Here is a 24,480-nt window from a genome sequence, read left to right as displayed (position 1 = left end):
ATGGCGGTCTGAAATTCACCACTGCGCTCGATGTGATCCCAATTCAGTTGCCGGCAACGACCATTGCAACGGCGTTCCAGCAATACTCAGCGGCGCCTGGAGGCGATGTGCCAACCCCCAGGGTGTCTGCTCCACCTGCGAGTTCTGATCCTGTTCATCTTCCGGACGCAGCACTTCGTCCGTCCCCGGCCCCTGCTCGATCAACAGCTTCGCCGTCCGCGCCAACGACAATCTTGCCGATCCTCCTCGACCACTGCGCAGCCTCTCGGTCAGCAACCGGATCGCACTCGCCGCCATCAGATACCCCGTCGCATGATCCAGCGCCTGCACCGGCAGCGGCGTCGGTTTGTCCGCCTGCTTCCAGCGCTGCCCGGCCTCGGCAATCCCGCTGCTCATCTGCACCAGGCTGTCGAAGCCCCGGCGGTTCTGCCACGGGCCGCTCCAGCCGTAGGCGTTGAGGCAGACGTCGATCAGCCCCGGTCTCAGTTGCCGGCGGCGTTCGACGCCATAGCCGAGGTGTTCGAGCGCATCGGCGCGATAGCCATGCAGCAGAATGTCCGCATCCTTGAGCAAGCCTTCAAGCACCGCACGATCTGCCGGTTGCTGCAGATCCAGCCGTGCGCAGCGTTTGCCGAGGGTGACTTCCGGCACCACGCCGGGCTCGTTCCAGGTCGGCGGGTCGATGCGCAGGACATTCGCGCCCATGCCTGCGAGAAAGCGGCTGGCGGTCGGGCCGGCGAGGACGCGGGTCAGGTCGAGCACCTTGAGCCCGGCCAATGGTTGCGCCACCGTGCCTTGCCAGGGGTGATGACGTTCGTCTTTCTCATCAGTGAAATGCACCAGGGGTTCGGCATTCACCGCCAGTCCCTGGGGATGTTTTTGCCACTGTTCCCAACTGCGCATCTGGGCAGCGCAACCCTTGGCATCGACCACCGCCTGCTCCAGATCGGCACTGGTCCAATGTGCGACTTTCGCCGCCATTGCCGAGCGATCGGCACAGGCACCGAGCACGCTTTCAGCGGCGGCGCGGTGATGCGGGGCGTTGGTGTGCAGACGAATCCAGCCGTCCCGGGTCGCGTAATCGCCCGCTACCGGATCCCATAGCGGCGGCACTTCCCAACCCGTTGGCCGTAGTGAGGTGGCGAACCAGAACGAGGCGAGGCGGCGGTCCACTTCAAGGGCAGGTAAATGTCCGGTTTGCTGCCGGAGCAATTCGCTGATCGCCTGACCGGCTGCGGCAATGCTCGCGCAGGCCAGGTCGGTGACGGCAAACGCCGAGGGCAGGGCGCCCTCGGCGGTGAACGGAATTGGCGTGTTGGACAAACCGAGTGCGGCTTGAACGGACGTGAGCAGATCAGTCATCGAAGGCCCTCCGGGAGAGGGCCTGATCATAGAACAGATGACGAGATCGTTCCCATGCTCTGCGTTTCAGTTCTGGAGCGGGACGCGGAGCGTCCTGGGCTGCATTCCCACGCGGAGCGTGGGAACGATCAGGGAAGGGAGGTCAAACGCGGAACTGATCCATCAATTTCATCTGCTGGCTGGCCAGAGCATTCAACTGGCTGCTGATCGCTGCCGATTCGGTAGCCTGTTCTGTCAGGGTTTCAGTGACGGTGCGGATCGCCGAGACGTTGCGGTTGACCTCTTCGGCCACCGCACTTTGCTGTTCGGCGGCGCTGGCGATCTGCAGGTTCATGTCGCTGATGACGGTGACCGCATCGCTGATCTTGCCGAGGGCGTCCACGGCCTGGCGGATCTGTCCGGCGTTGTTGTGGGCCTGGGCCTGACTCGAATGCATGGTGGCGACCACGCCACGGGTGCCGGTCTGGATGCGTTCGATCACCACGCGGATTTCTTCAACCGAATCCTGAGTGCGCTTGGCCAGGTTGCGGACCTCATCGGCGACCACTGCGAAACCACGACCGCTTTCACCGGCCCGGGCGGCTTCGATCGCAGCGTTCAGCGCCAGCAGGTTGGTCTGTTCGGCGATGCTGCGGATTACTTCCAGCACCGAGCCGATCTGTTCGCTGTTGACCGCCAGTTCTTCGACTTCGGTCACCGCTTTGCTGACCTCGTCGGCCAACTGGTTGATGTCGCGGGTGCTGCGCTCGATGATCGACAGGCCGTCCCTGGCCGACTGGTCGGCGCCTTTGGCCGCGCTGGCGGCGTTCGAGGCGCTGTTGGCGACGTCGTGGGCCGTGGCGCTCATTTCGTTGGAGGCGGTCGCAACCTGATCGATCTCGCGGAACTGCACCTGCATGCCTTCGCTGGTCTGGCGGGCGATTTCCGACGATTGATCGGCGGTGCCACGGGCTTCGGTGATGCTTTGTTTGATCTGAGCGATGGTCGGTTGCAGCTTGTCGAGAAAACGGTTGAACCAGTTCACCAGCTCGCCCAGTTCATCCTTTTTGGTGTAGTTCAGGCGCTGGGTCAGATCGCCTTCACCGCTGGCGATATTCTTCAGCATCTCGGCCACACTGTTGATCGGCCGGGTCACGCCCGAAGCGGTGAGCCAGATCAGCACCAGGCCGATCAGGCCGGCGATCACGGCCACCGCCAACGCGGTCATTACGCCGGTTTGCTGAGCGTCATCGAGCACCGCTTGCAGCTTGACCGAGTCGGCCAGCAGCACTTGTTTCGGAAGGTCGATGACCACGCCCCAGGCGCGAGAGTTGCCAATTGGATCGACCGGGTACACGGCGCGGATCAGGTCGCCCTGTTCGAGAATCTTCGGTGTGCCGTCGTTCAGCAGTTGCAGGATGTCCTTGCCTTCGGCGCCCAGGGTTTCGGCGATGCCTTTGCCGACCTTGGTCGCGTCGGTGCTGTAGGCACCGAGCACGCCGCTGCCGGAGACGATCAGCATGTGTCCTGCACCGTTGAACAGTTCGCGTTGGGAACCCACGGCCGCCGCTTGCAGGGCGTCGAGGGCGATGTCGATGCCGACCACGCCGATGGCTTTGCCGTCCACCAGCAGCGGCACGGAAATGGTGGTCATGAGCATTTCCTTGTTGCCCACGGTGTCGGCATACGGATCGAGCAGGCAGGTGCGCTTGTTGTCGCGAGGGCAGGTGTACCAGCTGTTGTAAGGCGTACCGCTGACGCTGAGGGTGGTCTTGGTCATGTCTTCTTCGACCATGATCGTGTTCAGCGCAGAACCGGCGGCGCGGCTCCAGTACGTGGCGAAGCGCCCGGCTTCGTTTGACTGGCGCGCCGCGTCGTTGACGAACTCGCTGTCCTTGCCGTCCAGGCCGTTGGGTTCGAAGGCCAGCCAGATGCCCAGCACCTTGCTGTTGCGCTCGAACGCGGTTTTCAGGCTCAGGTTCAACTCTTCACGCAAGGCTCCGGCGTCCAGCGAACGCTTGGCGGCCATGACGCGCATGTCCTTGATCTGGTCGGCCAGTGCGGTGATCACCAGCAGGCTCTCGCCGAAGGTCTTCTGCACTTGCACCGCCTGTTCGGCGGCCTTGGCCTGCAGCAAGTTCTGCACGCTGGCGGTGAGCATCTTGCTGCTCGATTCACTGACCAGTTCGTCGTTCCGGTTGGTCTGGTAGATGTTGATGCCGACGATCAGCGCCACCACGCCGAGCAGGCAGAGCCCGGACAGCAGGACGATTTTCAGGCGAATGGACAGGGAGTCGAACATGGGACGTTCTCGCGAATGAATGAGCTGTTGGCTACGGGGCACGGAATTGCCCGGTTCGCCAAATCCATTCAGCGCCATTCAATGCTCATCGGCGCGGGGCGAGGCGGCATGAGCCGTCTGCCGACGAACGGTCGCGGCAAAACGTTTGCGCGGGGAAATGCCCTGAAAAGCAATGAGAAATCAGGAAATCTCTGGCCGGGATTCCGGGCGCGACCAGATCCACAGGTTGCCCAGCGTCATGCCGGCAATGGCCAGGTAGACCGGCCAGCCATGATCGAGCATCACCAGCATCAGGGTCGCGCACAGCAGCATGCTGACGGTGGCGCTGACCTTGGCCTTGCGAGCGATGATCTTGCCATTGCGCCAGTTGCTCAGGATCGGCCCGAACAGCCGATGGTTTTCCAGCCAGGCACTCAGGCGCGGCGAGCTGCGGGTCGCGGCCCAGGCGGCGAGCAGGATGAACTCGGTGGTCGGCAGGCCGGGCACGACGATGGCGATCAGGCCGATGCCGAGGCTGACGTAGGCCAGCAGGCCGAACAGCAGGCGGGCGAGTCGGGAGGAGGCGGGTTGGGGCATGGGCTCGAGGGAATGCGTGAGGCGAAATGGCAATCTTACAGATTTGTGCGGTTCCCTGTAGGAGCGAGCTTGCTCGCGAAAGCGGTACGTCAGTCAACGATGATGTTGAATCTGACGGCCTCTTCGCGAGCAAGCTCGCTCCCACAATGGGCAGTCGGTGTGGCTTCAGGCCGGTTCGGCCTCCGTGGCGTAAGCATGCTCCAGCAGCACGGTGAAGCGGTTGAACGCATCGAGCGCGCCTTGCTCCACTTCGGCTTCTTCCTCGGCACTGAACGGCAGCGAGTCGAGGGTGCGCACGAAGCTTTTCCAGCCTTCGGCCCGGCCGCCTTCAGGCTCGCCGAGGTGACGGGCGCCGAAGGTTTCACTCAGGTCCAGCGCGACCGCGCGTTTGATCAGGAACGCAGCACCGAGCTTGGAACCCTCGGACACGAAGATCCAGCCCAGCGCGCGGGCCTTGCTCGGGTTTTTCACCGCACCGGCCACCGGGGCTGGCACTTCAGTGTCCAGGTCGGCGAGGTCGGCTTTGGCCGCTTCGGCGCGGCAACGGGCCGGCAGGTCAGGGACGATGGCAGTCAGTTCGGCATCGTTGTACAGCGAGACCAGTTCCGACTGGAACAGGTACTGCGCGACCACGAAGCGGGCGAAACTGGCGCGGGTCTCGAACGGCGCGTGGGCCTTGACCAGTGCGTCGAGCTTGCTGTGCGGCTCGTGGGTGATCTGGTTCAAGCGTTGCGAACGCAGGGCTTTTTCCGGGGTGCTCATGGGATGTCCTTGATAAAAGAGGCGCTTGATAACGAGACGAACAAGAAGTCGTGGGAGCGTAAAAAAACCTCACTGCGTGCTGATTCACACACGCAGCGAGGTGGGGCGGATCAGATGTCCCAGACCAGATTGATCGCGAAGTTGCGACCCGGTTGAGTCAGGCGATCAAGGTTGGCCGGGCTCAGCACGGCGGCTTCGCCGACACTGTCGTAGCCGCGCACGTCATCCCACAGCCAGTACTTCTTGTCGGTCAGGTTGTAGACGCCGCCGCTGACGGTGACGTCGTCAGTGACTTTGTAATACCCGGTCAGGTCGAGAACGCCGAAGCCCGGCGACTTGAACTGACTGCTGACGCCGTCCGGCGATTTGAAGTTGCTGTCGTCGACGCGATCCTTCTTCTTGACCACGGTCCAGCTCAGCAGGCCGCCGTAGTTGTCCTGGTCGTAACCGAGGCCAAACACGCCGGTCAGCGGGTTGACGCTGTTGAGCGGCTCGCCGGTGTCGTTGTTGCGACCATAGGCGTAGGCAATCGAGCCTTGGGTGTACAGACCTTGTGGCGCGCCGAACGAATCCAGATTCAGACGACCCTTGACTTCGGCACCCTTGATGGTGGCGTGCTTGATGTTGTTGGTCTGGAAGGTCAGCTCGTTGTAGCCCGGGGTGACGGCATCTTCGTTGATGAAATCGCGGTACTTGTTATAGAACACCGCCACGTCGAACGAGCCTTGTTCGAAGTTGCCGCGCAGGCCGGTTTCATAGCTTTTGCTCTTTTCCGGTTCCAGGTTCGGGTTCGGCGCCACGTTATAGCCGGTGGTGCTGTTCTCGAAACGACCGTACAGCGCTTTTGCGGTCGGCGTGCGGAAGCCTTCGGCGTACTGGCCGTACCAGGTGTAATTGTCGGTCAGGGCGTAGGTCAGGCCGAATTTCGGCGAGACTTTATGCCAGGTCTTGTTTTGATCGCTGACCGTGCCCTTGCCGTCGGCGGCCACGGTGTTGAGGAACTCCTGAGTGATATGTGGCTTGAGCTGGGTGTAGTCGTAGCGCAGGCCCGGCAGGAAGGTCCATTTGTTCCAGCTGATCTGGTCCTGGGCGAACAGGCTGTAGGTATTGATGGTCGGGTCAGGGAAGTCGCTGGACTTCTTCAGCACGTCGGTTGCACTGGTGGCGCCGATGGCGGTGCAACCGCGACCGACTGCCAGGCACTTGCCATCGCCGCTGCGTGAACCTGTGACCTTTTGCTGTTTGATCGTGGTGCCGTAGGTCAGCACGTGATCGGTGTCACCGATGGCGAATGCCTTGTCCAGTTGCGCATCGAACACCCATTGTTTTTCCTCGTAAATCGTGTCGCGGGTACGCAGCACTTTACGGGTCATCGGGTAGTAGAACTCGTCGGTGCTCTGGTCGGTCTTGGCGGTCTGGTGGTTGAGGCTCCACTTCACGTTGTCCGCCAGCAGGCTGTTCAGCTCAAAGCTGTGTTCCAGGCCGAAACGTTCGCGGGTGACCGTGTCGTTGCCGGTGCGCCACTGGTACATGCCGCCGGGCAGCACGCTGTCCGGAATCGTCGGAGCGCCGTTGAAGTAGGGGCCGCCGTAGGCGCTTTTCTGATCGGTGTCGCGATCATCCTTGTACTTTTCGTAGGTCAGGCCCAGGCGCGAACCTTCGTTGTAGTTCCAGCCGATCTTGGCCAGAACGTTGCTGGCTTTCACGTCTTCCGGGTTGGCGGCGGTGCGCTCCAGGCCGGTGCCGTTGTTGCTGCCGTAGGAATCGGTTTCATGGCCGTCGCGCCGGCTGTAGTGCAGCAAACCGTCGAACTGGTCGGCGCGACCGGCGACGGTGGCGGATTTCAGCCAACTGTCGTCGGCGGAGCTGTAGCCGGTCTTCAGGCGGGCGCCGACATCTTTGCCGGGCTTGATGATGTCGTCCGGGTCAAGGGTGTAATAGCTCACCGCACCGCCGATGGCGTTGCTGCCGTACAACACCGAGGCCGGGCCGCGGAGGATTTCCACGCGTTTGACGATTTCCGGGTCGACATAGTTGCGCTGGGTCTTGGCGTACGGGCCGTTGAAGAAGCCGTCCGGCACTTCGACGCCGTCGACCTGGGTCAGAATGCGGTCACCGTCGATGCCGCGAATGTTGTAGCCGCTGATCCCGCCGCGCTGGCCGGCGCCGCCCACGGAGACGCCCGGCTCGTAGCGCACCAGATCCTTGATGGTGTTGACGTTGTTGCGGTCCAGATCCTGACGGGTCTGCACAGTAACGGTGGCCGGCACGCTGTTGACTGACTGTTCCTGACGGGTGGCGCTGATGGTCACCTGCTCGAGGTTGAGAGCGCCGCTGTTGATGCGTTTTTCCAGCACGACATTGTTGTTGCTGATTTTGCGGAAGCTCAGGTTGGTCCCCACCAACAGGCGCTCCAGGGCTTTTTCCGGTGGCAGCGAACCACGCACGCCCGGCGACGACACGCCTTTACCCAATTCAGCCGGCAAGCCGACCTGCCAGCCGGTGACGGCAGTGAATGCGTTGAGCGCCGACACCAGCGGTTGCTGGCCGATGGCGAACGCGTAATCGCCCATGTTGCGTGCCGGCTGCTCGGTGGCGGCCATGAGCGGCGCGGTGCCGGCCATCAGGATGGCGGCGGTCAGCAGCGACAGTACGCGGGAAGGGGAGGAAGTCTGGCGGGTAAGGCGTGAGGACATCGATAGCGCTCCGTGTCGCACGAATCTTTATAGGTGCTGATTCACGTCCAAAGATGCGAATCTATTGCATTGGCTATAACGAGACGAACGAGCTTCGGCTATCGAGTAAAAATAATTCTCATTTAGTTCAGGATCACCAGCGCCGGGAATTCCTGAAGCCTGGCGGAGGTGATGTGAGCAAGCGAACGCACCACGTCCAGCGGCTGGTCGAGACGGTAATTGCCGGTGACGGCGACGTCGGCCAAGTGTTCATTGGTGTTGATGATGAAGCCCGGATAATAGCGGCGCAGCTCCGCCAGCACCTGGCTCAGCGGACAGTTCTCGAAGATCAGCCGACCTTGTACCCACGCCAGATCGGTGGCGGCATCGGCCTTGGCCGGCCGGTCGAAACCATTCGGGCCGATGCGGATGCTTTCCCCGGCGGACAGACGCACGCGGGCATCGTCACGGGTCGCACGCAGATCGACGTCGCCACGTTGCACCCGCACCTGCGCCACGCCATCCAGATAGCGCACGGCGAACGCGGTGTCTCGCACGCTGGCTTTCACCGGCCCGGCGTCGATTTCCAGCGGTTGGCTGCGGCTGGCCGGTATCTCGAAAAACGCTTCGCCCTGATACAGGCGTGCCACCCGCTGACGATCGTTGATCGTGCTGGAAAAGGCGGAATTGGTGTTGAGCAGGACTTTCGAACCGTCCTCAAGCTGCAAGCGTTGACGCTCGCCGACCACCGTCAGGTGATCGGCCTGCAGACGCATCGGCAGGTTGCTGAAACTGAACAGTCCGAGAATAAGCACCGCAGCAGTGGCCAGCGGTTTCCAGTGCGGTCGCAGGCGTGTGAGGACGGTGACTTTCTTTGGTTTGGTCGCGAGGTCTTGCGCGCACTGGGCGATCTGCGGGCCGTCCCAGATCGCCTGGGCCCTGGCGAATGCCTGGGCGTTCAACGGATCGGCCGCCAGCCAGGCATGAAACTGCCGGGTCTGCTCCTCGTCCGGGCTGCCGAGCACGATGAGCCAGTCCAGAGCCTGGTCCATTGCATTGGCAGCGTCCTGCGCCGTGTCGGGCGAAGGAGGGCGGTGAGTGTCCGTCACGGTGTTTCCTCGGCAGTGTCTGTGCACGGCTGTTTTTTAGTGAAGCGTAAAAGTCGGGCAAGGGTAACAAAGCCCGATGATCAGTGCAGTCGATCCTGAGGTATACAGAAAAGCCCTACAGCATCAATCGTCATTTAAACGCTCGGCGACACCGATGCAGATGGTCATGATCAGTTTGAGTTCTTTTTGCACTGTGCTGAGGGACACGCTCAGCTCTTCGGCGATTTCCTGATAGCTGTGCCCGTGCAGGCGGCTGAGGATGAAGATTTGCTGTTGACGGGGGCTGAGTTCACCGAGGCTCACGTTCAGGCGCTCCAGCAATTGTTCGGCGTGGGCGGCGTCTTCGGCGCTGCTGGCGGGGGCGGCGACGCTGTGCATCACGTCCTGCGGAACGTCGTCGACCATGGTGCGCGAATGAATCTTGCGCGCACGCAAATGATCCAGTGCCAGATTGCGTGCGGTCTGGAAGACAAAGGGTTCAAGGTGATCGATGGCCCGTTCGCTCAGCGCCCGCGTGACGCGCAGGTAGGTTTCCTGCAACAGGTCTTCGGCGGTGCTGTGATTGTTGACCATGCGTTGCAGCGTACGCAGCAGTGACGTGCGCTGGGCGAGGAAAACGTGATTGAACTGCGACTGACTCACGGGAGGGCCTGATCCATTTCGAGCGAATGATAATGCTTATCATCCAGTCGAGTGGTCAAGCCCTGATTTCAAATTGGAATCAAAACCCGTGGGAGCGAGCCTGCTCGCGAATACGATGTCTCGTCCAACATTGATGCTGGCTGATATATCGCTTACGCGAGCGGGCTCGCTCCTGAAGGGATTGTTGTTTTATTCCGCGTTGCACAGCGCCAGGCAGTTATCGAGCATGCGGTTGGAGAAGCCCCATTCGTTGTCGTACCAGGCCAGCACCTTCAGCAGTTTGCCGCTGGATTTGGTGTGGTTGGCGTCGAAGATCGACGACAGCGGGTTGTGGTTGAAGTCGCTCGACACCAGCGGCAGGGCGTTGTAGCCGAGGATTTTCGAGTGCAGGCTCGCGGCTTTCATCAGGGCGTTCACTTCATCGGCCGAGGCTTCGCGCTTGAGTTGCACGGTAAGGTCCACCAGCGACACATTGATCACCGGCACCCGCACGGCCATGCCGGTCAGCTTGCCCGCCAGTTCCGGCAGCACCAGGCCCACGGCTTCGGCGGCGCCGGTCTTGCTCGGAATCATGTTCTGCGTGGCGGAACGGGCGCGGTACGGGTCGGTGTGATAGACGTCGGTCAGGTTCTGGTCGTTGGTGTAGGCATGGATGGTGGTCATCAGACCGCTTTCGATGCCCAGTTCCCGGTGCAGCACCTGGGCCACCGGGGCCAGGCAGTTGGTGGTGCACGAGGCGTTGGAAATGATCTGGTGCGACTGGCGCAGGATGTCGTGGTTCACACCATAAACCACGGTGGCATCGGCGCCTTTGGCCGGGGCCGAGATGATGACTTTGCGCGCACCGGCAGTAAGATGCGCGGCGGCTTTGGCCCGGTCGGTGAACAGACCGGTGCATTCGAACACCACATCAATCTTTTCCGCCGCCCATGGCAGTTCGGCGGGGTTGCGGATGGCGCTGACAGAAATGCGGTCGCCGTTGACGGTCAGACTCTCGTTGTCATGCGCGACTTCAGCATCGAACGTGCCGTGAACGGTATCGTATTTGAGCAAGTGCGCATTGATCGCGCTGTCGCCCAGATCGTTGATGGCGACGATCTGCAAATCCTGACGATAGCCCTGGGTATACAGTGCGCGCAGGACGTTACGGCCGATGCGGCCAAAACCATTGATTGCGATTCGAAGAGTCATTGAGCAGCGCCGCCGTCGTTTTGTTGTTGGAATTACAAGATTATTCGCAAAAAAATAGAAAACAAGCCTTTTTGGTGGCAGTATTTTGTTTTATCTACAACGAGTGACCTGAATCAACTGGTCCGAATGGTCAAGGAAACCGCCCGTCATCCCACGCGTGCGGGCGCTTTGGTCAGCATAGACAATCAGGTCGCCACATCCGTTAGCCTGGAGTTCTACACATGCATCCCCGCGTTCTTGAGGTCACCGAACGGCTTATCGCCCGCAGCCGCGCCACGCGTCAGGCTTACCTTGCGCTGATTCGCGGCGCTGCAACCGACGGGCCGATGCGCGGCAAGCTGCAATGCGCCAACTTCGCCCACGGCGTGGCCGGATGCGGCAGCGAAGACAAACACAGCCTGCGGATGATGAACTCGGCGAACATCGCCATTGTGTCGTCGTATAACGACATGCTCTCGGCGCACCAGCCGTACGAAGTCTTCCCGCAACAGATCAAGAACGCGCTGCGCGAAATCGGCTCGGTCGGCCAGTTCGCCGGCGGTACCCCGGCCATGTGCGACGGCGTTACCCAGGGCGAGCCGGGCATGGAACTGAGCCTGCCGAGCCGTGAAGTGATCGCGATGTCGACGGCGGTGGCGCTGTCCCACAACATGTTCGACGGCGCACTGATGCTCGGCATCTGCGACAAGATCGTGCCGGGTCTGATGATGGGCTCGCTGCGTTTCGGTCATCTGCCGACGATCTTCGTGCCGGGCGGGCCGATGGTCTCGGGGATTTCCAACAAGGAAAAAGCCGACGTGCGGCAGAAGTACGCCGAAGGCAAGGCGACCCGCGAAGAGCTGCTGGAATCGGAAATGAAGTCCTACCACAGCCCCGGCACCTGCACCTTCTACGGCACCGCCAACACCAACCAGTTGCTGATGGAAGTCATGGGCCTGCACCTGCCGGGCGCGTCCTTCGTCAATCCGAACACGCCGCTGCGCGAGGCCCTGACCCGCGAAGCCGCGCATCAGGTCACGCGCCTGACCAAACAGAACGGCAACTTCCTGCCGATCGGCGAAATCGTCGACGAGAAGGCGCTGGTCAACTCGATCGTCGCGCTACATGCCACCGGCGGTTCGACCAACCACACCCTGCACATGCCGGCCATCGCCATGGCGGCGGGCATTCAACTGACCTGGCAGGACATGGCCGACCTCTCCGAAGTCGTGCCGACACTGAGCCACGTCTATCCGAACGGCAAGGCCGATATCAACCACTTCCAGGCGGCGGGTGGCATGTCGTTCCTGATCCGCGAACTGCTCGAGGCCGGGCTGCTGCACGAAGACGTCAACACCGTGCTCGGCCACGGCCTGAGCCAGTACACCAAAGAGCCGTTCCTGGATAACGGCAAACTGGTGTGGCGCGAAGGCCCGACCGAAAGCCTCGACGAAAACATCCTGCGTCCTGTGGCCCGTGCGTTCTCGGCAGAGGGCGGCTTGCGGGTGATGGAAGGCAACCTCGGTCGTGGTGTGATGAAGGTGTCTGCGGTGGCACTGGAAAACCAGATCGTCGAAGCGCCGGCGATGGTGTTCCAGGATCAACAGGATCTGGCCGACGCCTTCAAGGCCGGTCTGCTGGAAAAGGATTTTGTCGCAGTGATGCGCTTTCAGGGCCCGCGTTCCAACGGCATGCCGGAACTGCACAAGATGACGCCGTTCCTCGGCGTGCTGCAGGATCGCGGTTTCAAGGTTGCGCTGGTCACCGACGGGCGTATGTCCGGCGCCTCGGGGAAAATCCCGGCGGCGATCCACGTCAGTCCGGAAGCTTATGTGGGTGGCGCTTTGGCGCGCGTGCAAGAGGGCGATATCATCCGCGTCGATGGCGTCAAAGGCACTTTGGAACTCAAGGTGGACGCCGCCGAATTCGCAGCGCGCGAACCCGCCAAAGGCCTGTTGGGCAACAACATCGGCAGCGGTCGCGAACTGTTTGGCTTCATGCGTCTGGCCTTCAGCTCGGCAGAGCAGGGCGCCAGCGCCTTCACTTCTGCCCTGGAGACGCTTAATTGAAACTGGCTTTGGTCGGTGACATCGGAGGCACCAACGCGCGGTTCGCGTTGTGGAAAGATCAACAGCTCGAATCGGTGCAGGTGTTGGCCACGGCCGACCACGCCAGCCCGGAGGAGGCAATCAGCCTCTACCTGGGCGGGCTCGGCCTGGCGCCGGGTGCCATCGGTTCGGTGTGCCTGTCGGTGGCAGGTCCCGTCAGCGGCGACGAATTCAAGTTCACCAACAATCATTGGCGCCTGAGCCGCAAGGCGTTCTGCGAGGCGTTGCAGGTCGAGCAATTGCTGCTGATCAACGACTTCTCGGCCATGGCGCTGGGCATGACCCGTTTGCAGCCCGGCGAATTCCGTGTGGTCTGCGAAGGCGAGCCAGAGCCGTTGCGTCCGGCGGTGGTGATCGGCCCGGGCACGGGTCTGGGTGTCGGCACCCTGCTCGATCTGGGCGAAGGCCGGTTTGCCGCGTTGCCGGGGGAGGGTGGTCATGTTGATCTGCCGCTGAGCAGCCCGCGTGAAACCCAGCTCTGGCAGCACATCCATAACGAAATCGGCCACGTCAGCGCGGAAACGGCGTTGAGCGGCGCTGGCCTGCCTCGGGTGTACCGGGCGATCTGCGCGGTGGATGGCCATGAGCCCAAATTCGATACGCCGGAAGCCATCACTGCAGCGGGCCTTGCGGGCGATCCGATTGCCCTGGAAGTGCTGGAGCAGTTCTGCTGCTGGCTCGGTCGTGTGGCCGGCAATAATGTGCTGACCACTGGCGGTCGCGGCGGCGTGTACATCGTTGGCGGCGTGATTCCGCGCTTCGCCGATTTCTTCCTCGAAAGCGGTTTCGCCCGCAGCTTTGCCGACAAGGGCTGCATGAGCGATTACTTCAAGGGCATTCCGGTGTGGCTGGTGACGGCGCCGTACTCGGGGCTCGTCGGTGCGGGAGTGGCGCTCGAACAGGCTTGAAATGCGATCGAGTGTGGGAGCGAGCCTGCTCGCGATTGCGGTTTCACATTCAACACATCCGTTGACTGACACACCGCTATCGCGAGCAGGCTCGCTCCCACAATTGTTTCTGCAGTGTCTGTAAATTCAGTGCTTAAGGCATAATCCGCCCAATTCCAACAACAAGGATGCCTTCGAAGTGAGTTCAGTCAACAAGTCGATTTTGTTGGTCGATGACGACCAGGAGATACGCGAGTTGCTGGAAACCTACCTGACCGCGCGGGTTTTCAGGTACGGGCCACGGCCGACGGCGCCGGTTTTCGCCAGGCGCTGAACGAGGCACCGAGCGATCTGGTGATCCTTGATGTGATGCTCCCCGATGAGGACGGCTTCAGCCTGTGCCGCTGGGTACGTCAGCATCCGCGTCAGGCCCAGGTGCCGATCATCATGCTCACCGCCAGCTCCGACGAGGCCGATCGGGTGATCGGTCTGGAGCTGGGCGCCGACGACTACCTCGGCAAACCTTTCAGCCCTCGCGAACTGCAAGCGCGAATCAAGGCCTTGCTGCGCCGCGCCCAGTTCGGTCAGGAGCGAAGCGGCAGTGAAGTGCTGGCCTTCGATGAGTGGCGACTGGACATGGTCAGTCATCGACTGTTCCACAATGACGGCGAGGAAGTAATCCTGTCCGGCGCCGACTTCGCACTGCTCAAGCTGTTCCTGGATCACCCCCAGGAAATCCTCGATCGCGACACCATCGGCAATGCCACCCGTGGCCGGGATCTGATGCCTCTCGATCGGATCGTCGATATGGCCGTCAGCCGTTTGCGTCAGCGCCTGCGCGACACCGAAAAGCCGCCACGATTGATCCGTACCGTGCGCGGCAGCGGCTACCAACTGGCGGCCAATGTGGTTGCCGGCAATGGCCACTGAGTTTCTGCGCAACATCGCAAGCAAAGTGCCGATGCCGCGTTCGCTGCTCGGGCGGATGTTGCTGCTGACGTTGCTGGCGGTGTTGTTTGCGCAGACCTTGTCCAGCGTGATCTGGGTTTCCCAGTTGCGCGCAACCCAGCTCGAAGGCCTGGTCACCAGCGCCCGCAGCCTCGCCCACTCGATGACCGCCAGCGTCAGTTACTTCCGTTCGCTACCGGTGGCCTACCGGCCGTTGGTGCTCGATCAGTTGCGCAGCATGGGTGGCACGCGGTTTGTGGTGACACTGAACGACAAACCGCTGGGCATGGAAGTGCTGCCGGTCACACCGCGCAAGGCCGCGGTGCTGCAAGCGGTGGATGAAGTGCTGCGTCAGTCATTGGGCCAGGACACCGACATTCTGGTGACCTTCGTCAGCCCCGATGATCTGCGGATCTTCAACGCCGGTTTGAAGCTCGATGAGTTGCCACGCTCCTGGGCGCATTACGCACTGACCCTGGAACCGGTGAATCCGCCGGTGCTGGTGACCCAGATCCAGTTGGCGCCCGGTGAATGGCTGTACATCGCCTCGCTGTTGCCCGAGCCTTACACCAGTCTCGAAGAGCAAGGCCTGCCGACGCAGCAGGTGTGGTTCATTGTCTTCACCAGCGGTTTTCTGCTGTTGTTCATCGGCTTGCTGGTGCATTGGCAGAGTCGGCCCCTCAAGCGTCTGGCGCGGGCGGCGCGGGACTTGTCGCTGGGCGCGGACGTCGAGCCGGTGGCCGAGGGCGGCGGCAGTGAGGTGGTGGAAGTGGGTCGTGCGTTCAACACCATGCGCGAGCGCATCAGTCGTTACCTTACCGAGCGCAGTCAGTTGTTCAGCGCGATTTCCCATGACCTGCGCACGCCGATCACCCGCCTGCGGCTGCGGGTCGAACTGCTCGAAGACGAACAACTGCAAACCAAGTTCGGCCGCGATCTGGACGAGTTGGAACTGCTGGTCAAAGGCGCACTGCAATGTGTGAAGGACACCGACATTCACGAAAACATCGAGCCGGTGGATCTGAACCATGTGCTCGACTGTCTGGTGGAACCCTATCTGGCGCCCAACGGCAATGGCCGCGTAACCCAGCAGGGCCGGGCGCTGGCGGCGTATCCGGGCAAGCCATTGGCGCTCAAGCGCTGCATCGGCAACCTGATCGACAATGCGTTGAAGTACGGGCAGAACGCGCATCTGCATATCGATGATGACGAGAGTGCGTTCGTGCTGCACGTCGATGACGAAGGGCCGGGCGTACCGGAGCAGCGGCTGGAGCAGGTGTTCGAGCCACACTTCCGGCTGGCGGGGCAGCAGCAGGGGTATGGGCTCGGGTTGGGGATTGCGCGCAACATTGCTCATAGCCATGGCGGTGAAGTGACGTTGCAGAATCTGCGTGAAGGCGGATTGCGCGTGACCCTGCAATTGCCGCGCTCGGCGGATTGAGTCAAAAGCTTGCCCTCACCCTAACCCTCTCCCGGAGGGAGAGGGGACCGACCGAGGTGTCCGGCGTTATGCATCGACCTGAAAGACCTTATCGATTATGGATTCAAAGCGAATCGTTCAGGTCGGCGTAGCTCTGCAATATCCCTCGGTCAGCTCCCTCTCCCTCCGGGAGAGGGCTGGGGTGAGGGCTGGCTCTTTGTCACGGCTCGGTGACAAAAACGGTCCCTTTCGTTACAAGCCCCTCCCGGCCCGTTGTTTAGACTCCCCGCAGTCATAACAACAAAAAAAGGCCTTCCATGGATCTCTTCAATCCGGGCTTCAGCAGTTGGCTGAACGCCCCTGCCCACCAGCAATGGCTCGCCGATGAAGGCCTGCGCCTGCTGGCGTTTGCCAAGGCTTCGCGACTGCCCGAAGGCTTCGGCAATCTCGATGAGCGCGGTCGGCTCCAGGCCGGCGCACACGCCGAAACCATGAACACCGCGCGCATGACCCACAGCTTCACCATGGCCCACATTCAGGGCCTGCCGGGATTCGCCGAACTGGTCGATCACGGCATTGCGGCATTGCGCGGTCCGTTGCGCGATGCGCTGCACGGTGGCTGGTTCGCCGTCGCCGGACATCGCGACGGCAACACCGGCAAGAATGCTTATCTGCATGCTTTCGTGGCCCTCGCGGCGAGCTCCGCCGTGGTCGCGCAACGCCCCGGCGCGCAAGCGTTGCTGGATGACGCCATCGACATCATCGACACGTATTTCTGGAGTGAAGAAGAGGGCGCCCTGCGCGAATTCTTCAACCGCGACTGGCGCGAAGAAGAAGCCTATCGCGGCGCCAACAGCAACATGCACGCCACCGAAGCGTTCCTCGCGCTGGCCGATGCCACCGAGGACCCGCGCTGGCTGGTGCGTGCACAGCGCATTGTCGAGCGGGTGATCCACGTTCACGCCGCCGCCAATGATTACCTGGTGATCGAACATTTCGACCGAAACTGGCAGCCGCTGCGCGAATACAACCATGACAACCCCGCCGACGGCTTCCGCCCCTACGGCACCACGCCGGGCCATGGTTTCGAGTGGGCGCGGCTGTTGCTCCACCTCGAAGCCGCTCGAGTCCGGGCCGGCATGCTCACGCCCGGCTGGCTGGTCACCGATGCGCAAAAACTGTTCGAGCAAAACTGCCGTCATGGCTGGGACGTCGATGGTGCCCCGGGCATCGTCTACACCCTCGATTGGGACAACAAGGCTGTGGTGCGCCATCGCCTGCACTGGACCCATGCCGAGGCCAGCGCTGCTGCGAGTGCCTTGCTCAAACGTACTGGCGATGCGCAGTACGAATCCTGGTACCGGCTATTCTGGGAATTCTGCGAAGCGAATTTCATCGACCGCTGCGACGGCAGCTGGCATCACGAACTCGATCCGCAGAACCGTCCAAGTGCCGATATCTGGGCGGGCAAACCCGATCTGTATCACGCCTGGCAGGCGGTGCTGATTCCGCGTCTGCCGCTGGCGCCGAGCATGGCGACGGCGCTGGCGCAGTTGTCCCGGCCCGTTCCTGTGTAACCATGCGGTGACATTTGCGCGTCCCTTCGTTACCTGCGAGGGGAAACGCTCTGTTTAAACTCGTTTGCAGCGCAAGCACCAGACTTGCATGCATAACAACAAGAAAGGTACATCTCAGATGAATGCGATTTCTCGTCTCGCTACTGTCATTTCTGTCGCCTCCCTGTTCCCGCTCGCTGTGCTGCCCCTGAGTGTTTCCGCTGCCGAATCCAAAGGTTCGGTGGAAGTCGTGCATTGGTGGACCTCCGGTGGCGAAAAAGCCGCCGTCGATGTACTCAAGGCACAAGTGGAGAAAGACGGTTTCACCTGGAAAGACGGCGCTGTCGCAGGTGGTGGCGGTGCGACTGCCATGACCGTGCTGAAAAGCCGTGCCGTCGCCGGCAACCCGCCGGGCGTGGCCCAGATCAAAGGCCCCGACATCCAGGAATGGGCCTCGACCGGTCTGCTCGACACGGACGTGCTGAAGGACGTTTCCAAGTCCGAGAAGTGGGACAGCCTGCTCGACAAGAAAGTCTCCGATACCGTGAAGTACGACGGTGATTACGTGGCCGTGCCGGTGAACATTCACCGGGTGAACTGGCTGTGGATCAACCCGGAAGTCTTCAAAAAGGCCGGTATCGCCAAAGCCCCGACCACCCTCGAAGAATTCTACGCCGCCGGTGACAAGCTCAAGGCTGCAGGCTTCATCCCGCTGGCTCACGGCGGTCAGCCTTGGCAGGACAGCACCGTGTTCGAAGCGGTCGTGCTGTCGGTGATGGGCGTTGATGGTTACAAGAAAGCCTTGGTCGACCTGGACAACGCTGCCCTGACCGGTCCGGAAATGGTCAAGGCCCTGACCGAGCTGAAGAAAGTCGCGACCTACATGGACGTCGACGGCAAAGGCCAGGACTGGAACCTGGAAGCGGCCAAGGTCATCAACGGCAAGGCCGGCATGCAGATCATGGGTGACTGGGCCAAGTCCGAATGGACCGCCGCCAAGAAAGTCGCCGGCAAGGATTACGAATGCGTAGCCTTCCCGGGCACCGACAAGGCGTTCACCTACAACATCGACTCACTGGCCGTGTTCAAGCAGAAGGACGCGGGTACTGCGGCCGGTCAGCAGGACATCGCCAAAGTCGTGCTGGGTGAAAACTTCCAGAAAGTCTTCAGCATCAACAAGGGTTCGATCCCTGTGCGCAACGACATGCTCGCCGACATGGGCAAGTATGGTTTCGACTCCTGCGCCCAGACCGCTGCCAAGGACTTCCTGGCAGACGCCGAGACCGGCGGCCTGCAGCCGAGCATGGCGCACAACATGGCGACCACGCTGGCGGTGCAGGGGGCGTTCTTCGATGTCGTGACCAACTACATCAACGACCCGAAAGCCGACCCGGCCGACGCTGCCAAAAAACTCGGCACTGCCGTCAAGGCAGCCAAGTAACACCGGCGTAGAGCAGCTGCCAGCTTCAAGTCGCGCATCGGCTTGAAGCTGGCAGCTTGCAGCGGTCCTTCATCTTTTTTACTGGATCTTCCCATGAGTTCTGTTGCTGTGTTCAGCAAGGCCTCGCCGTTCGACGCATTGCAGCGCTGGCTACCGAAACTGGTGCTGGCGCCGAGCATGTTCATCGTTCTGGTGGGCTTTTATGGCTATATCCTCTGGACGTTTGTCCTGTCGTTCACCTCGTCGACCTTCCTGCCGAACTACAAGTGGGCAGGGCTGGCGCAGTACGCAAGGCTGTTCGACAACGACCGCTGGTGGGTGGCGAGCAAGAACCTGGCCGTGTTTGGCGGCATGTTCATCGCCATCACTTTGGTGATCGGCGTGACGCTGGCGATTTTCCTCGACCAGAGAATCCGTCGCGAAGGCTTTATCCGCACCATTTACCTGTACCCGATGGCGCTCTCGATGATCGTCACCGGTACCGCGTGGAAATGGTTGCTCAACCCGGGCATGGGCCTGGACAAATTGCTGCGGGACTGGGGCTGGGAAGGCTTCCGTCTCGATTGGCTGATCGACCCGGATCGTGTGGTGTATTGCCTGGTGATCGCGGCGGTCTGGCAAGCCTCGGGCTTCATCATGGCGATGTTTCTCGCCGGTCTGCGTGGCGTTGATCAGTCGATCATCCGTGCCGCCCAGATCGACGGCGCGAGCATGCCGCACATTTACTGGAAAGTGGTGCTGCCAAGCCTGCGTCCGGTGTTCTTCAGTGCGGTGATGATTCTGGCGCACATCGCGATCAAGAGCTTCGACCTGGTGGCGGCCATGACGGCCGGCGGCCCGGGTTACTCCTCCGACCTGCCGGCGATGTTCATGTACTCGTTCACGTTCAGCCGTGGGCAGATGGGCATGGGCTCGGCCAGTGCAATCCTGATGCTCGGTGCGATCCTCGCGATCATCGTGCCTTACCTGTACTCCGAGCTGAGGACCAAGCGTCATGACTAGTCTCGCTGCCAAACCTTCCATCAGCCTGAGTCGCATCGCGATCTACGCGGTGCTGATCCTTGCGGTCCTGCTGTATCTGGTGCCGCTGGTGGTCATGCTGTTGACCAGCTTCAAGACCCCGGAAGACATCTCCACCGGCAACCTGCTGAGCTGGCCGACCGTGGTCAGCGGTATCGGCTGGGTGAAAGCCTGGGCCACGGTTGACGGGTACTTCTGGAACTCGATCAAGATCACCGTTCCGGCCGTGATCATCTCCACCGCCATCGGTGCGTTGAACGGCTATGTGCTGTCGTTCTGGCGCTTCAAGGGTTCGCAGCTGTTCTTCGGCCTGTTGCTGTTCGGCTGCTTCCTGCCGTTCCAGACCGTGCTGCTGCCGGCGTCGTTCACCCTCGGCAAGATGGGCCTGGCGAGCACCACCACGGGCCTTGTGTTCGTGCATGTGGTTTACGGGCTGGCGTTCACCACGCTGTTTTTCCGTAACTACTACGTGAGCATTCCGGATGCGCTGATCAAGGCTGCGCGGCTGGACGGCGCAGGATTCTTCACCATCTTCCGCCGGATCATTCTGCCGATGTCGACCCCGATCATCATGGTCTGCCTGATCTGGCAGTTCACCCAGATCTGGAACGACTTCCTGTTCGGCGTGGTGTTCTCCAGCGGGGACTCGCAACCGATCACGGTGGCGCTGAACAACCTGGTCAACACCAGCACCGGGGCCAAGGAATACAACGTGGACATGGCGGCGGCGATGATCGCCGGGCTGCCGACCCTGCTGGTCTATGTGGTCGCAGGCAAGTATTTCGTGCGCGGGCTGACGGCCGGCGCAGTCAAGGGGTAATCATGGCTACGCTCGAACTTCGCAATGTAAACAAGACCTACGGTGCCGGTCTGCCGGACACCCTGAAGAACATCGAACTGTCGATCAAGGACGGTGAGTTCCTGATCCTTGTCGGGCCTTCGGGCTGCGGCAAGTCGACCCTGATGAACTGCATCGCCGGCCTGGAAACCATCACCGGCGGCGCGATCATGATCGGCGATCAGGACGTCAGCGGCATGAGCCCGAAAGATCGCGACATCGCCATGGTGTTCCAGTCCTACGCGTTGTACCCGACCATGAGCGTGCGCGAGAACATCGAGTTCGGTCTGAAGATCCGCAAGATGCCTCAATCGGCCATCGACGAAGAAGTCGCCCGGGTGGCCAAGCTGTTGCAGATCGAGCACCTGCTCAATCGCAAGCCGGGTCAGCTCTCCGGTGGCCAGCAACAGCGGGTCGCCATGGGCCGTGCCCTGGCGCGTCGACCGAAGATCTATCTGTTCGACGAACCGCTGTCCAACCTCGACGCGAAGCTGCGCGTCGAGATGCGCACCGAAATGAAGCTGATGCACCAGCGTCTGAAGACCACCACGGTCTACGTGACCCACGACCAGATCGAAGCGATGACCCTGGGCGACAAGGTGGCGGTGATGAAGGACGGGATCATCCAGCAGTTCGGTACGCCGAAGGAGATCTACAACGACCCGGCCAACCTGTTCGTGGCGAGCTTCATCGGTTCGCCGCCGATGAACTTCATCCCGCTGCGCCTGCAACGCAAGGACGGTCGTCTGGTGGCGCTGCTTGACAGCGGCCAGGCCCGTTGCGAACTGCCGATGGCGATGCAGGATGCCGGTCTCGAAGACCGCGAAGTGATCCTCGGCCTGCGTCCGGAGCAGATCGCGCTGGCCAATGGCGAAGGCAACGGCCTGCCGAGCATCAAGGCTGAAGTGCAGGTTACCGAACCGACCGGTCCGGACACCCTGGTGTTCGTCAACCTCAACGAGACCAAGGTCTGCTGCCGACTGGCGCCGGACGTGGCGCCGCAGGTGGGCGAGACCCTGACCCTGCAATTCGATCCGTCGAAAGTGCTGCTGTTCGATGCCAACAGCGGCGAGCGCCTGGGCGTGGCGGGGCATTCTCGGGTCGAAGCACGATCTGCAAACGTGGCGCAGTTCAAAGGGCGCTGAGGGTCAAAGAGTGTGGGAGCGAGCCTGCTCGCGAAGGCGGAGTATCAGTCGACTGAGATGTGGGAAGTAAAACCGCTATCGCGAGCAGGCTCGCTCCCACAGGGGAGCACGCGGTGTATTGCCTGCAATCCATCGCACGTTATGTAAACCGCGTTGGAAAAAACAGTTAATAACAATAAAGACGAGGATGTAGGGATGAAAAAGAAACACGTCAATGCCCGGTTGATCTGCCAAGTGTCAGCCGCGGCCGCATTGGTCATGGCCGGCAATGCCATGGCCGCCGATGCATTCAGCTCCGATTCCAAATGGATGACGGGCGACTGGGGTGGCGAGCGGACCAAATTGATCGAGCAAGGCATCGACATCAAGGCTGACTACGTCGGTGAGATGGGCGCCAACCTGCATGGCGGCTACAACGACGACAAGACCGGCCGCTACAGCGACCAGTTCGGTCTGGGCGTGGCTCTGGACCTGCAGAAACTCTGGGGTTGGGACAACACTCAGGCCAAGATCCAGCTGACCAACCGTAACGGTCAGAACATCTCCAACGATCGCGTTGGCGATCCGCGTGCCGGCACCCTGTCTTCCTCGCAGGAAGTCTACGGTCGTGGCCACATGGTGCGTCTGACCCAACTGTGGATTCAGCACCAATTCTTCGACAACAAGCTCGACGTCAAGGCCGGTTACTTCGGTGAGGGCGAAGACTTCAATACCTTCCCGTGCGACTTCCAGAACCTGGCGTTCTGCGGCTCGCAGGTCGGTAACTGGGCCACCAACATCTGGTACAACTGGCCCGTCAGCCAGGCCGCGATCCGCGTGAAGTACAACATCAACGACGAGCTCTACGCGCAGATCGGCGCGTACAACCAGAACCCGTCGCAGCTGGAACACGGCAACGGCTTCAAACTCAGCGGCAGCGGCACCAAAGGTACCGTGCTGCCGGTCGAGCTGGTCTGGTCGCCGAAGGTCAACAGCCTGCCGGGCGAATACCGCGTCGGTTACTACAAGAGCACGGCTGATGCCGCAGACGTCCGCGAAGACATCAACGGCAACGACGCCGCAACCACCGGCAACGCCTATCGCACCCACAGCAGCAAGCACGGCTACTGGTTCGTTGCGCAGCAGCAACTCACCAGCCACAACGGTGACGCTTCGCGTGGTCTGAACATCGCGGCCAACGCCACGTTCCACGACAAGGACACCAACTTCATCGACAACTATCAGTCGGTGATGTTTGTCTACAAAGGCCCGTTCGACGCCCGTCCGAAAGATGACGTCGGTATCGGTGCGGCGCGTATCCACGTCAACGACGACGTGAAGAAAAACGCCGAGCTGCTGAACGTCTCCAACGGTGTTTCGGACTACGACAATCCGGTGTTCTCGCCGATTCGCGAGACCGAATACAACTACGAGATCAACTACGGCTTCCACGTCACCAACTGGTTGACCGTGCGTCCTAACCTGCAATACATCACTCATCCGGGTGGTGTGGATGAAGTGGACAACGCTTTGGTCGCCGGCCTGAAAATTCAGTCTACGTTCTAACGCTGTTGCGATAAGCTCCTCTCCATGTGCGCATATTTGCGGACGGCCAAGGCTGTCCGCTTTTTTTTGAGGGCGGCGCAGCCCTGTGAAAGACGAGTTCAGGACCGTGGCAAATGCATGAGCATCCGCTGCAACGCTTTTTCAAATCCTTGCGCGAACGACCGGTGTTCGCCTGGGAGCGCTATCAGATGCGCGATGTGCTGGTGATCGACCATCCGCTGTGTCAGGCGGTATTCAGTCGTCAGGGGGCGCAATTGCTGCACTTTCAGCCGCGCGGGCAAAAGCCGTGGTTGTGGTGCGCGGCGAAGTGGCCGCATGTCGGCGCAATCCGTGGTGGCGTACCCGTTTGTTGGCCGTGGTATGGCCGCCATCCGAGTGAAAACGCCTGGCCGTCCCATGGCTGGGCGCGACTGCTGGACTGGAAACTGCTCGACAGCAGCGCCGCCGACGACGGCGTACGCCTGCACTGGCAATTGCAGCTGTGCGACTGGCAGGTGGACCTGCACGCGCACCTGGGCGAACGCATGGAATTGCACCTGAGCACCGAGCATCAGGACGACATGCCGTGTCAGTTGAGCCAGGCTTTGCACGCTTACTGGCGTATTGGCGACGTGAGTGAGATAGCGCTGTCTGGGCTCGAGGGCGCGCAGGGTTACGATCAGTTGAATCGTGAAGTCTGCCAGCAGGAAGGTGAGTTGCGGGTCGATGGCGGGTGTCAGCGGGTGTTCCAGCATGACGGCGAATTGCAACTCAAGGATCACGCCTGGCAGCGTGAATTGTGCATCGATACCGGTGACAGTGCGGACACGGTGGTGTGGCATCCGGGGGCGCGGCCGTTGCTGGGCGTGACCTGGGATGAGGTCTCGGAATTTGTCTGTGTCGAAGCGGCGGCGGGGGGCACCGACAGCCTGCATCTGGCGCCGGGGGAGAAGGCGCATTTGAGTTTGCAGGCGTGGGCGGGGGCTTGAGTGAGTCAGTTCCTCCGCTGCCCTCAC

Annotated in this window: 17 protein-coding genes and 3 pseudogenes; 11 read left to right on the top strand and 9 right to left on the bottom strand. The window is 61.4% G+C overall.

Annotated elements, in window-relative coordinates; genetic code table 11:
* Positions 1 to 15 precede the first annotated feature (15 nt).
* From BBF94_RS08000 to gap, 9 genes and pseudogenes are all read right to left on the bottom strand, one after another.
* The gene (locus tag BBF94_RS08000; RefSeq protein WP_065258503.1) at positions 16 to 1,362 is read right to left on the bottom strand and encodes a CoA transferase; all 1,347 of its coding nucleotides are present in this window, start codon (positions 1,360 to 1,362) and stop codon (positions 16 to 18) included.
* 142 nt (positions 1,363 to 1,504) lie between these two features.
* A pseudogene (locus BBF94_RS28355) lies at positions 1,505 to 2,029 on the bottom strand (methyl-accepting chemotaxis protein); the annotation flags it as partial.
* Positions 2,030 to 2,362: 333 nt separating this feature from the next.
* Positions 2,363 to 3,370, bottom strand: a pseudogene (locus tag BBF94_RS28350) (PDC sensor domain-containing protein); the annotation flags it as partial.
* A 453-nt stretch (positions 3,371 to 3,823) separates the two neighbouring features.
* The gene (locus tag BBF94_RS07990; protein WP_065258502.1) at positions 3,824 to 4,219 is read right to left on the bottom strand and encodes a YbaN family protein; all 396 of its coding nucleotides are present in this window, start codon (positions 4,217 to 4,219) and stop codon (positions 3,824 to 3,826) included.
* A 165-nt stretch (positions 4,220 to 4,384) separates the two neighbouring features.
* Positions 4,385 to 4,981, bottom strand: coding sequence for a biliverdin-producing heme oxygenase (locus BBF94_RS07985; protein WP_065258501.1), 597 nt, complete (start codon positions 4,979 to 4,981; stop codon positions 4,385 to 4,387).
* A gap of 110 nt (positions 4,982 to 5,091) precedes the next feature.
* Positions 5,092 to 7,677 (bottom strand): TonB-dependent receptor, encoded by a 2,586-nt coding sequence (locus BBF94_RS07980; RefSeq protein ID WP_065258500.1) that lies wholly within the window; start codon positions 7,675 to 7,677, stop codon positions 5,092 to 5,094.
* Positions 7,678 to 7,799: 122 nt separating this feature from the next.
* Positions 7,800 to 8,765, bottom strand: coding sequence for a FecR family protein (locus tag BBF94_RS07975; RefSeq protein ID WP_065258499.1), 966 nt, complete (start codon positions 8,763 to 8,765; stop codon positions 7,800 to 7,802).
* A gap of 123 nt (positions 8,766 to 8,888) precedes the next feature.
* Positions 8,889 to 9,407 carry an RNA polymerase sigma factor gene (locus BBF94_RS07970; RefSeq protein WP_065258498.1) on the bottom strand — a complete coding sequence of 173 codons (519 nt, stop codon included), beginning with the start codon at positions 9,405 to 9,407 and terminating at the stop codon, positions 8,889 to 8,891.
* Positions 9,408 to 9,596: 189 nt separating this feature from the next.
* Entirely contained in the window at positions 9,597 to 10,598 is a 1,002-nt protein-coding gene (gene gap / locus BBF94_RS07965; RefSeq protein ID WP_065258497.1) for a type I glyceraldehyde-3-phosphate dehydrogenase, read from the bottom strand.
* 221 nt (positions 10,599 to 10,819) lie between these two features.
* Between gap and edd the strand changes: the two genes are divergently transcribed.
* From edd to BBF94_RS07910, 11 genes and pseudogenes are all read left to right on the top strand, one after another.
* Positions 10,820 to 12,646, top strand: a complete 1,827-nt coding sequence (gene edd, locus BBF94_RS07960; protein WP_065258496.1) for a phosphogluconate dehydratase — start codon at positions 10,820 to 10,822, stop codon at positions 12,644 to 12,646.
* A complete protein-coding gene (locus BBF94_RS07955; protein WP_065258495.1) occupies positions 12,643 to 13,593 on the top strand; it encodes a glucokinase in 951 nt (316 codons plus the stop codon). Before edd ends, BBF94_RS07955 begins: the two co-directional genes overlap by 4 nt.
* Before the next feature lie 178 nt (positions 13,594 to 13,771).
* Positions 13,772 to 14,502 (top strand): annotated as a pseudogene (locus tag BBF94_RS07950) (response regulator).
* A 31-nt stretch (positions 14,503 to 14,533) separates the two neighbouring features.
* Positions 14,534 to 15,961 carry an ATP-binding protein gene (locus BBF94_RS07945; protein WP_162803532.1) on the top strand — a complete coding sequence of 476 codons (1,428 nt, stop codon included), beginning with the start codon at positions 14,534 to 14,536 and terminating at the stop codon, positions 15,959 to 15,961.
* Positions 15,962 to 16,257: 296 nt separating this feature from the next.
* Entirely contained in the window at positions 16,258 to 17,517 is a 1,260-nt protein-coding gene (locus BBF94_RS07940) for a D-mannose isomerase (protein ID WP_065258493.1), read from the top strand.
* A 118-nt stretch (positions 17,518 to 17,635) separates the two neighbouring features.
* Positions 17,636 to 18,937, top strand: coding sequence for an ABC transporter substrate-binding protein (locus BBF94_RS07935; RefSeq protein WP_065258492.1), 1,302 nt, complete (start codon positions 17,636 to 17,638; stop codon positions 18,935 to 18,937).
* 93 nt (positions 18,938 to 19,030) lie between these two features.
* Positions 19,031 to 19,939: a carbohydrate ABC transporter permease gene (locus BBF94_RS07930; RefSeq protein WP_065258491.1), complete on the top strand. Its 909-nt coding sequence runs from the start codon at positions 19,031 to 19,033 to the stop codon at positions 19,937 to 19,939.
* The gene (locus BBF94_RS07925; protein WP_065258490.1) at positions 19,932 to 20,777 is read left to right on the top strand and encodes a carbohydrate ABC transporter permease; all 846 of its coding nucleotides are present in this window, start codon (positions 19,932 to 19,934) and stop codon (positions 20,775 to 20,777) included. Before BBF94_RS07930 ends, BBF94_RS07925 begins: the two co-directional genes overlap by 8 nt.
* A 2-nt stretch (positions 20,778 to 20,779) precedes the next feature.
* The gene (locus BBF94_RS07920; protein ID WP_065258489.1) at positions 20,780 to 21,940 is read left to right on the top strand and encodes an ABC transporter ATP-binding protein; all 1,161 of its coding nucleotides are present in this window, start codon (positions 20,780 to 20,782) and stop codon (positions 21,938 to 21,940) included.
* A gap of 195 nt (positions 21,941 to 22,135) precedes the next feature.
* Positions 22,136 to 23,485 carry a carbohydrate porin gene (locus BBF94_RS07915; RefSeq protein ID WP_065258488.1) on the top strand — a complete coding sequence of 450 codons (1,350 nt, stop codon included), beginning with the start codon at positions 22,136 to 22,138 and terminating at the stop codon, positions 23,483 to 23,485.
* Between the two features lie 113 nt (positions 23,486 to 23,598).
* Positions 23,599 to 24,453, top strand: coding sequence for a D-hexose-6-phosphate mutarotase (locus BBF94_RS07910; RefSeq protein ID WP_065258487.1), 855 nt, complete (start codon positions 23,599 to 23,601; stop codon positions 24,451 to 24,453).
* Positions 24,454 to 24,480 lie beyond the last annotated feature (27 nt).

This window comes from Pseudomonas bananamidigenes (assembly GCF_001679645.1).
In the GTDB taxonomy this organism is placed as follows: Bacteria; Pseudomonadota; Gammaproteobacteria; order Pseudomonadales; family Pseudomonadaceae; genus Aquipseudomonas; species Aquipseudomonas bananamidigenes.
The sequence above is the reverse complement of the archived record's forward strand: the minus strand, read 5'-3'. Positions and strand labels throughout refer to the sequence as shown.

Bases quoted from the DNA above. Each gene is read 5' to 3' on its own strand.
- BBF94_RS08000 (WP_065258503.1), bottom strand. From the start codon at position 1,362: ATGACTGATCTGCTCACGTCCGTTCAAGCCGCACTCGGTTTGTCCAAC.
- BBF94_RS07990 (WP_065258502.1), bottom strand. From the start codon at position 4,219: ATGCCCCAACCCGCCTCCTCCCGACTCGCCCGCCTGCTGTTCGGCCTG.
- BBF94_RS07985 (WP_065258501.1), bottom strand. From the start codon at position 4,981: ATGAGCACCCCGGAAAAAGCCCTGCGTTCGCAACGCTTGAACCAGATC.
- BBF94_RS07980 (WP_065258500.1), bottom strand. From the start codon at position 7,677: ATGTCCTCACGCCTTACCCGCCAGACTTCCTCCCCTTCCCGCGTACTG.
- gap (WP_065258497.1), bottom strand. From the start codon at position 10,598: ATGACTCTTCGAATCGCAATCAATGGTTTTGGCCGCATCGGCCGTAAC.
- edd (WP_065258496.1), top strand. From the start codon at position 10,820: ATGCATCCCCGCGTTCTTGAGGTCACCGAACGGCTTATCGCCCGCAGC.
- BBF94_RS07945 (WP_162803532.1), top strand. From the start codon at position 14,534: ATGCCGCGTTCGCTGCTCGGGCGGATGTTGCTGCTGACGTTGCTGGCG.
- BBF94_RS07940 (WP_065258493.1), top strand. From the start codon at position 16,258: ATGGATCTCTTCAATCCGGGCTTCAGCAGTTGGCTGAACGCCCCTGCC.
- BBF94_RS07935 (WP_065258492.1), top strand. From the start codon at position 17,636: ATGAATGCGATTTCTCGTCTCGCTACTGTCATTTCTGTCGCCTCCCTG.
- BBF94_RS07930 (WP_065258491.1), top strand. From the start codon at position 19,031: ATGAGTTCTGTTGCTGTGTTCAGCAAGGCCTCGCCGTTCGACGCATTG.
- BBF94_RS07925 (WP_065258490.1), top strand. From the start codon at position 19,932: ATGACTAGTCTCGCTGCCAAACCTTCCATCAGCCTGAGTCGCATCGCG.
- BBF94_RS07920 (WP_065258489.1), top strand. From the start codon at position 20,780: ATGGCTACGCTCGAACTTCGCAATGTAAACAAGACCTACGGTGCCGGT.
- BBF94_RS07915 (WP_065258488.1), top strand. From the start codon at position 22,136: ATGAAAAAGAAACACGTCAATGCCCGGTTGATCTGCCAAGTGTCAGCC.
- BBF94_RS07910 (WP_065258487.1), top strand. From the start codon at position 23,599: ATGCATGAGCATCCGCTGCAACGCTTTTTCAAATCCTTGCGCGAACGA.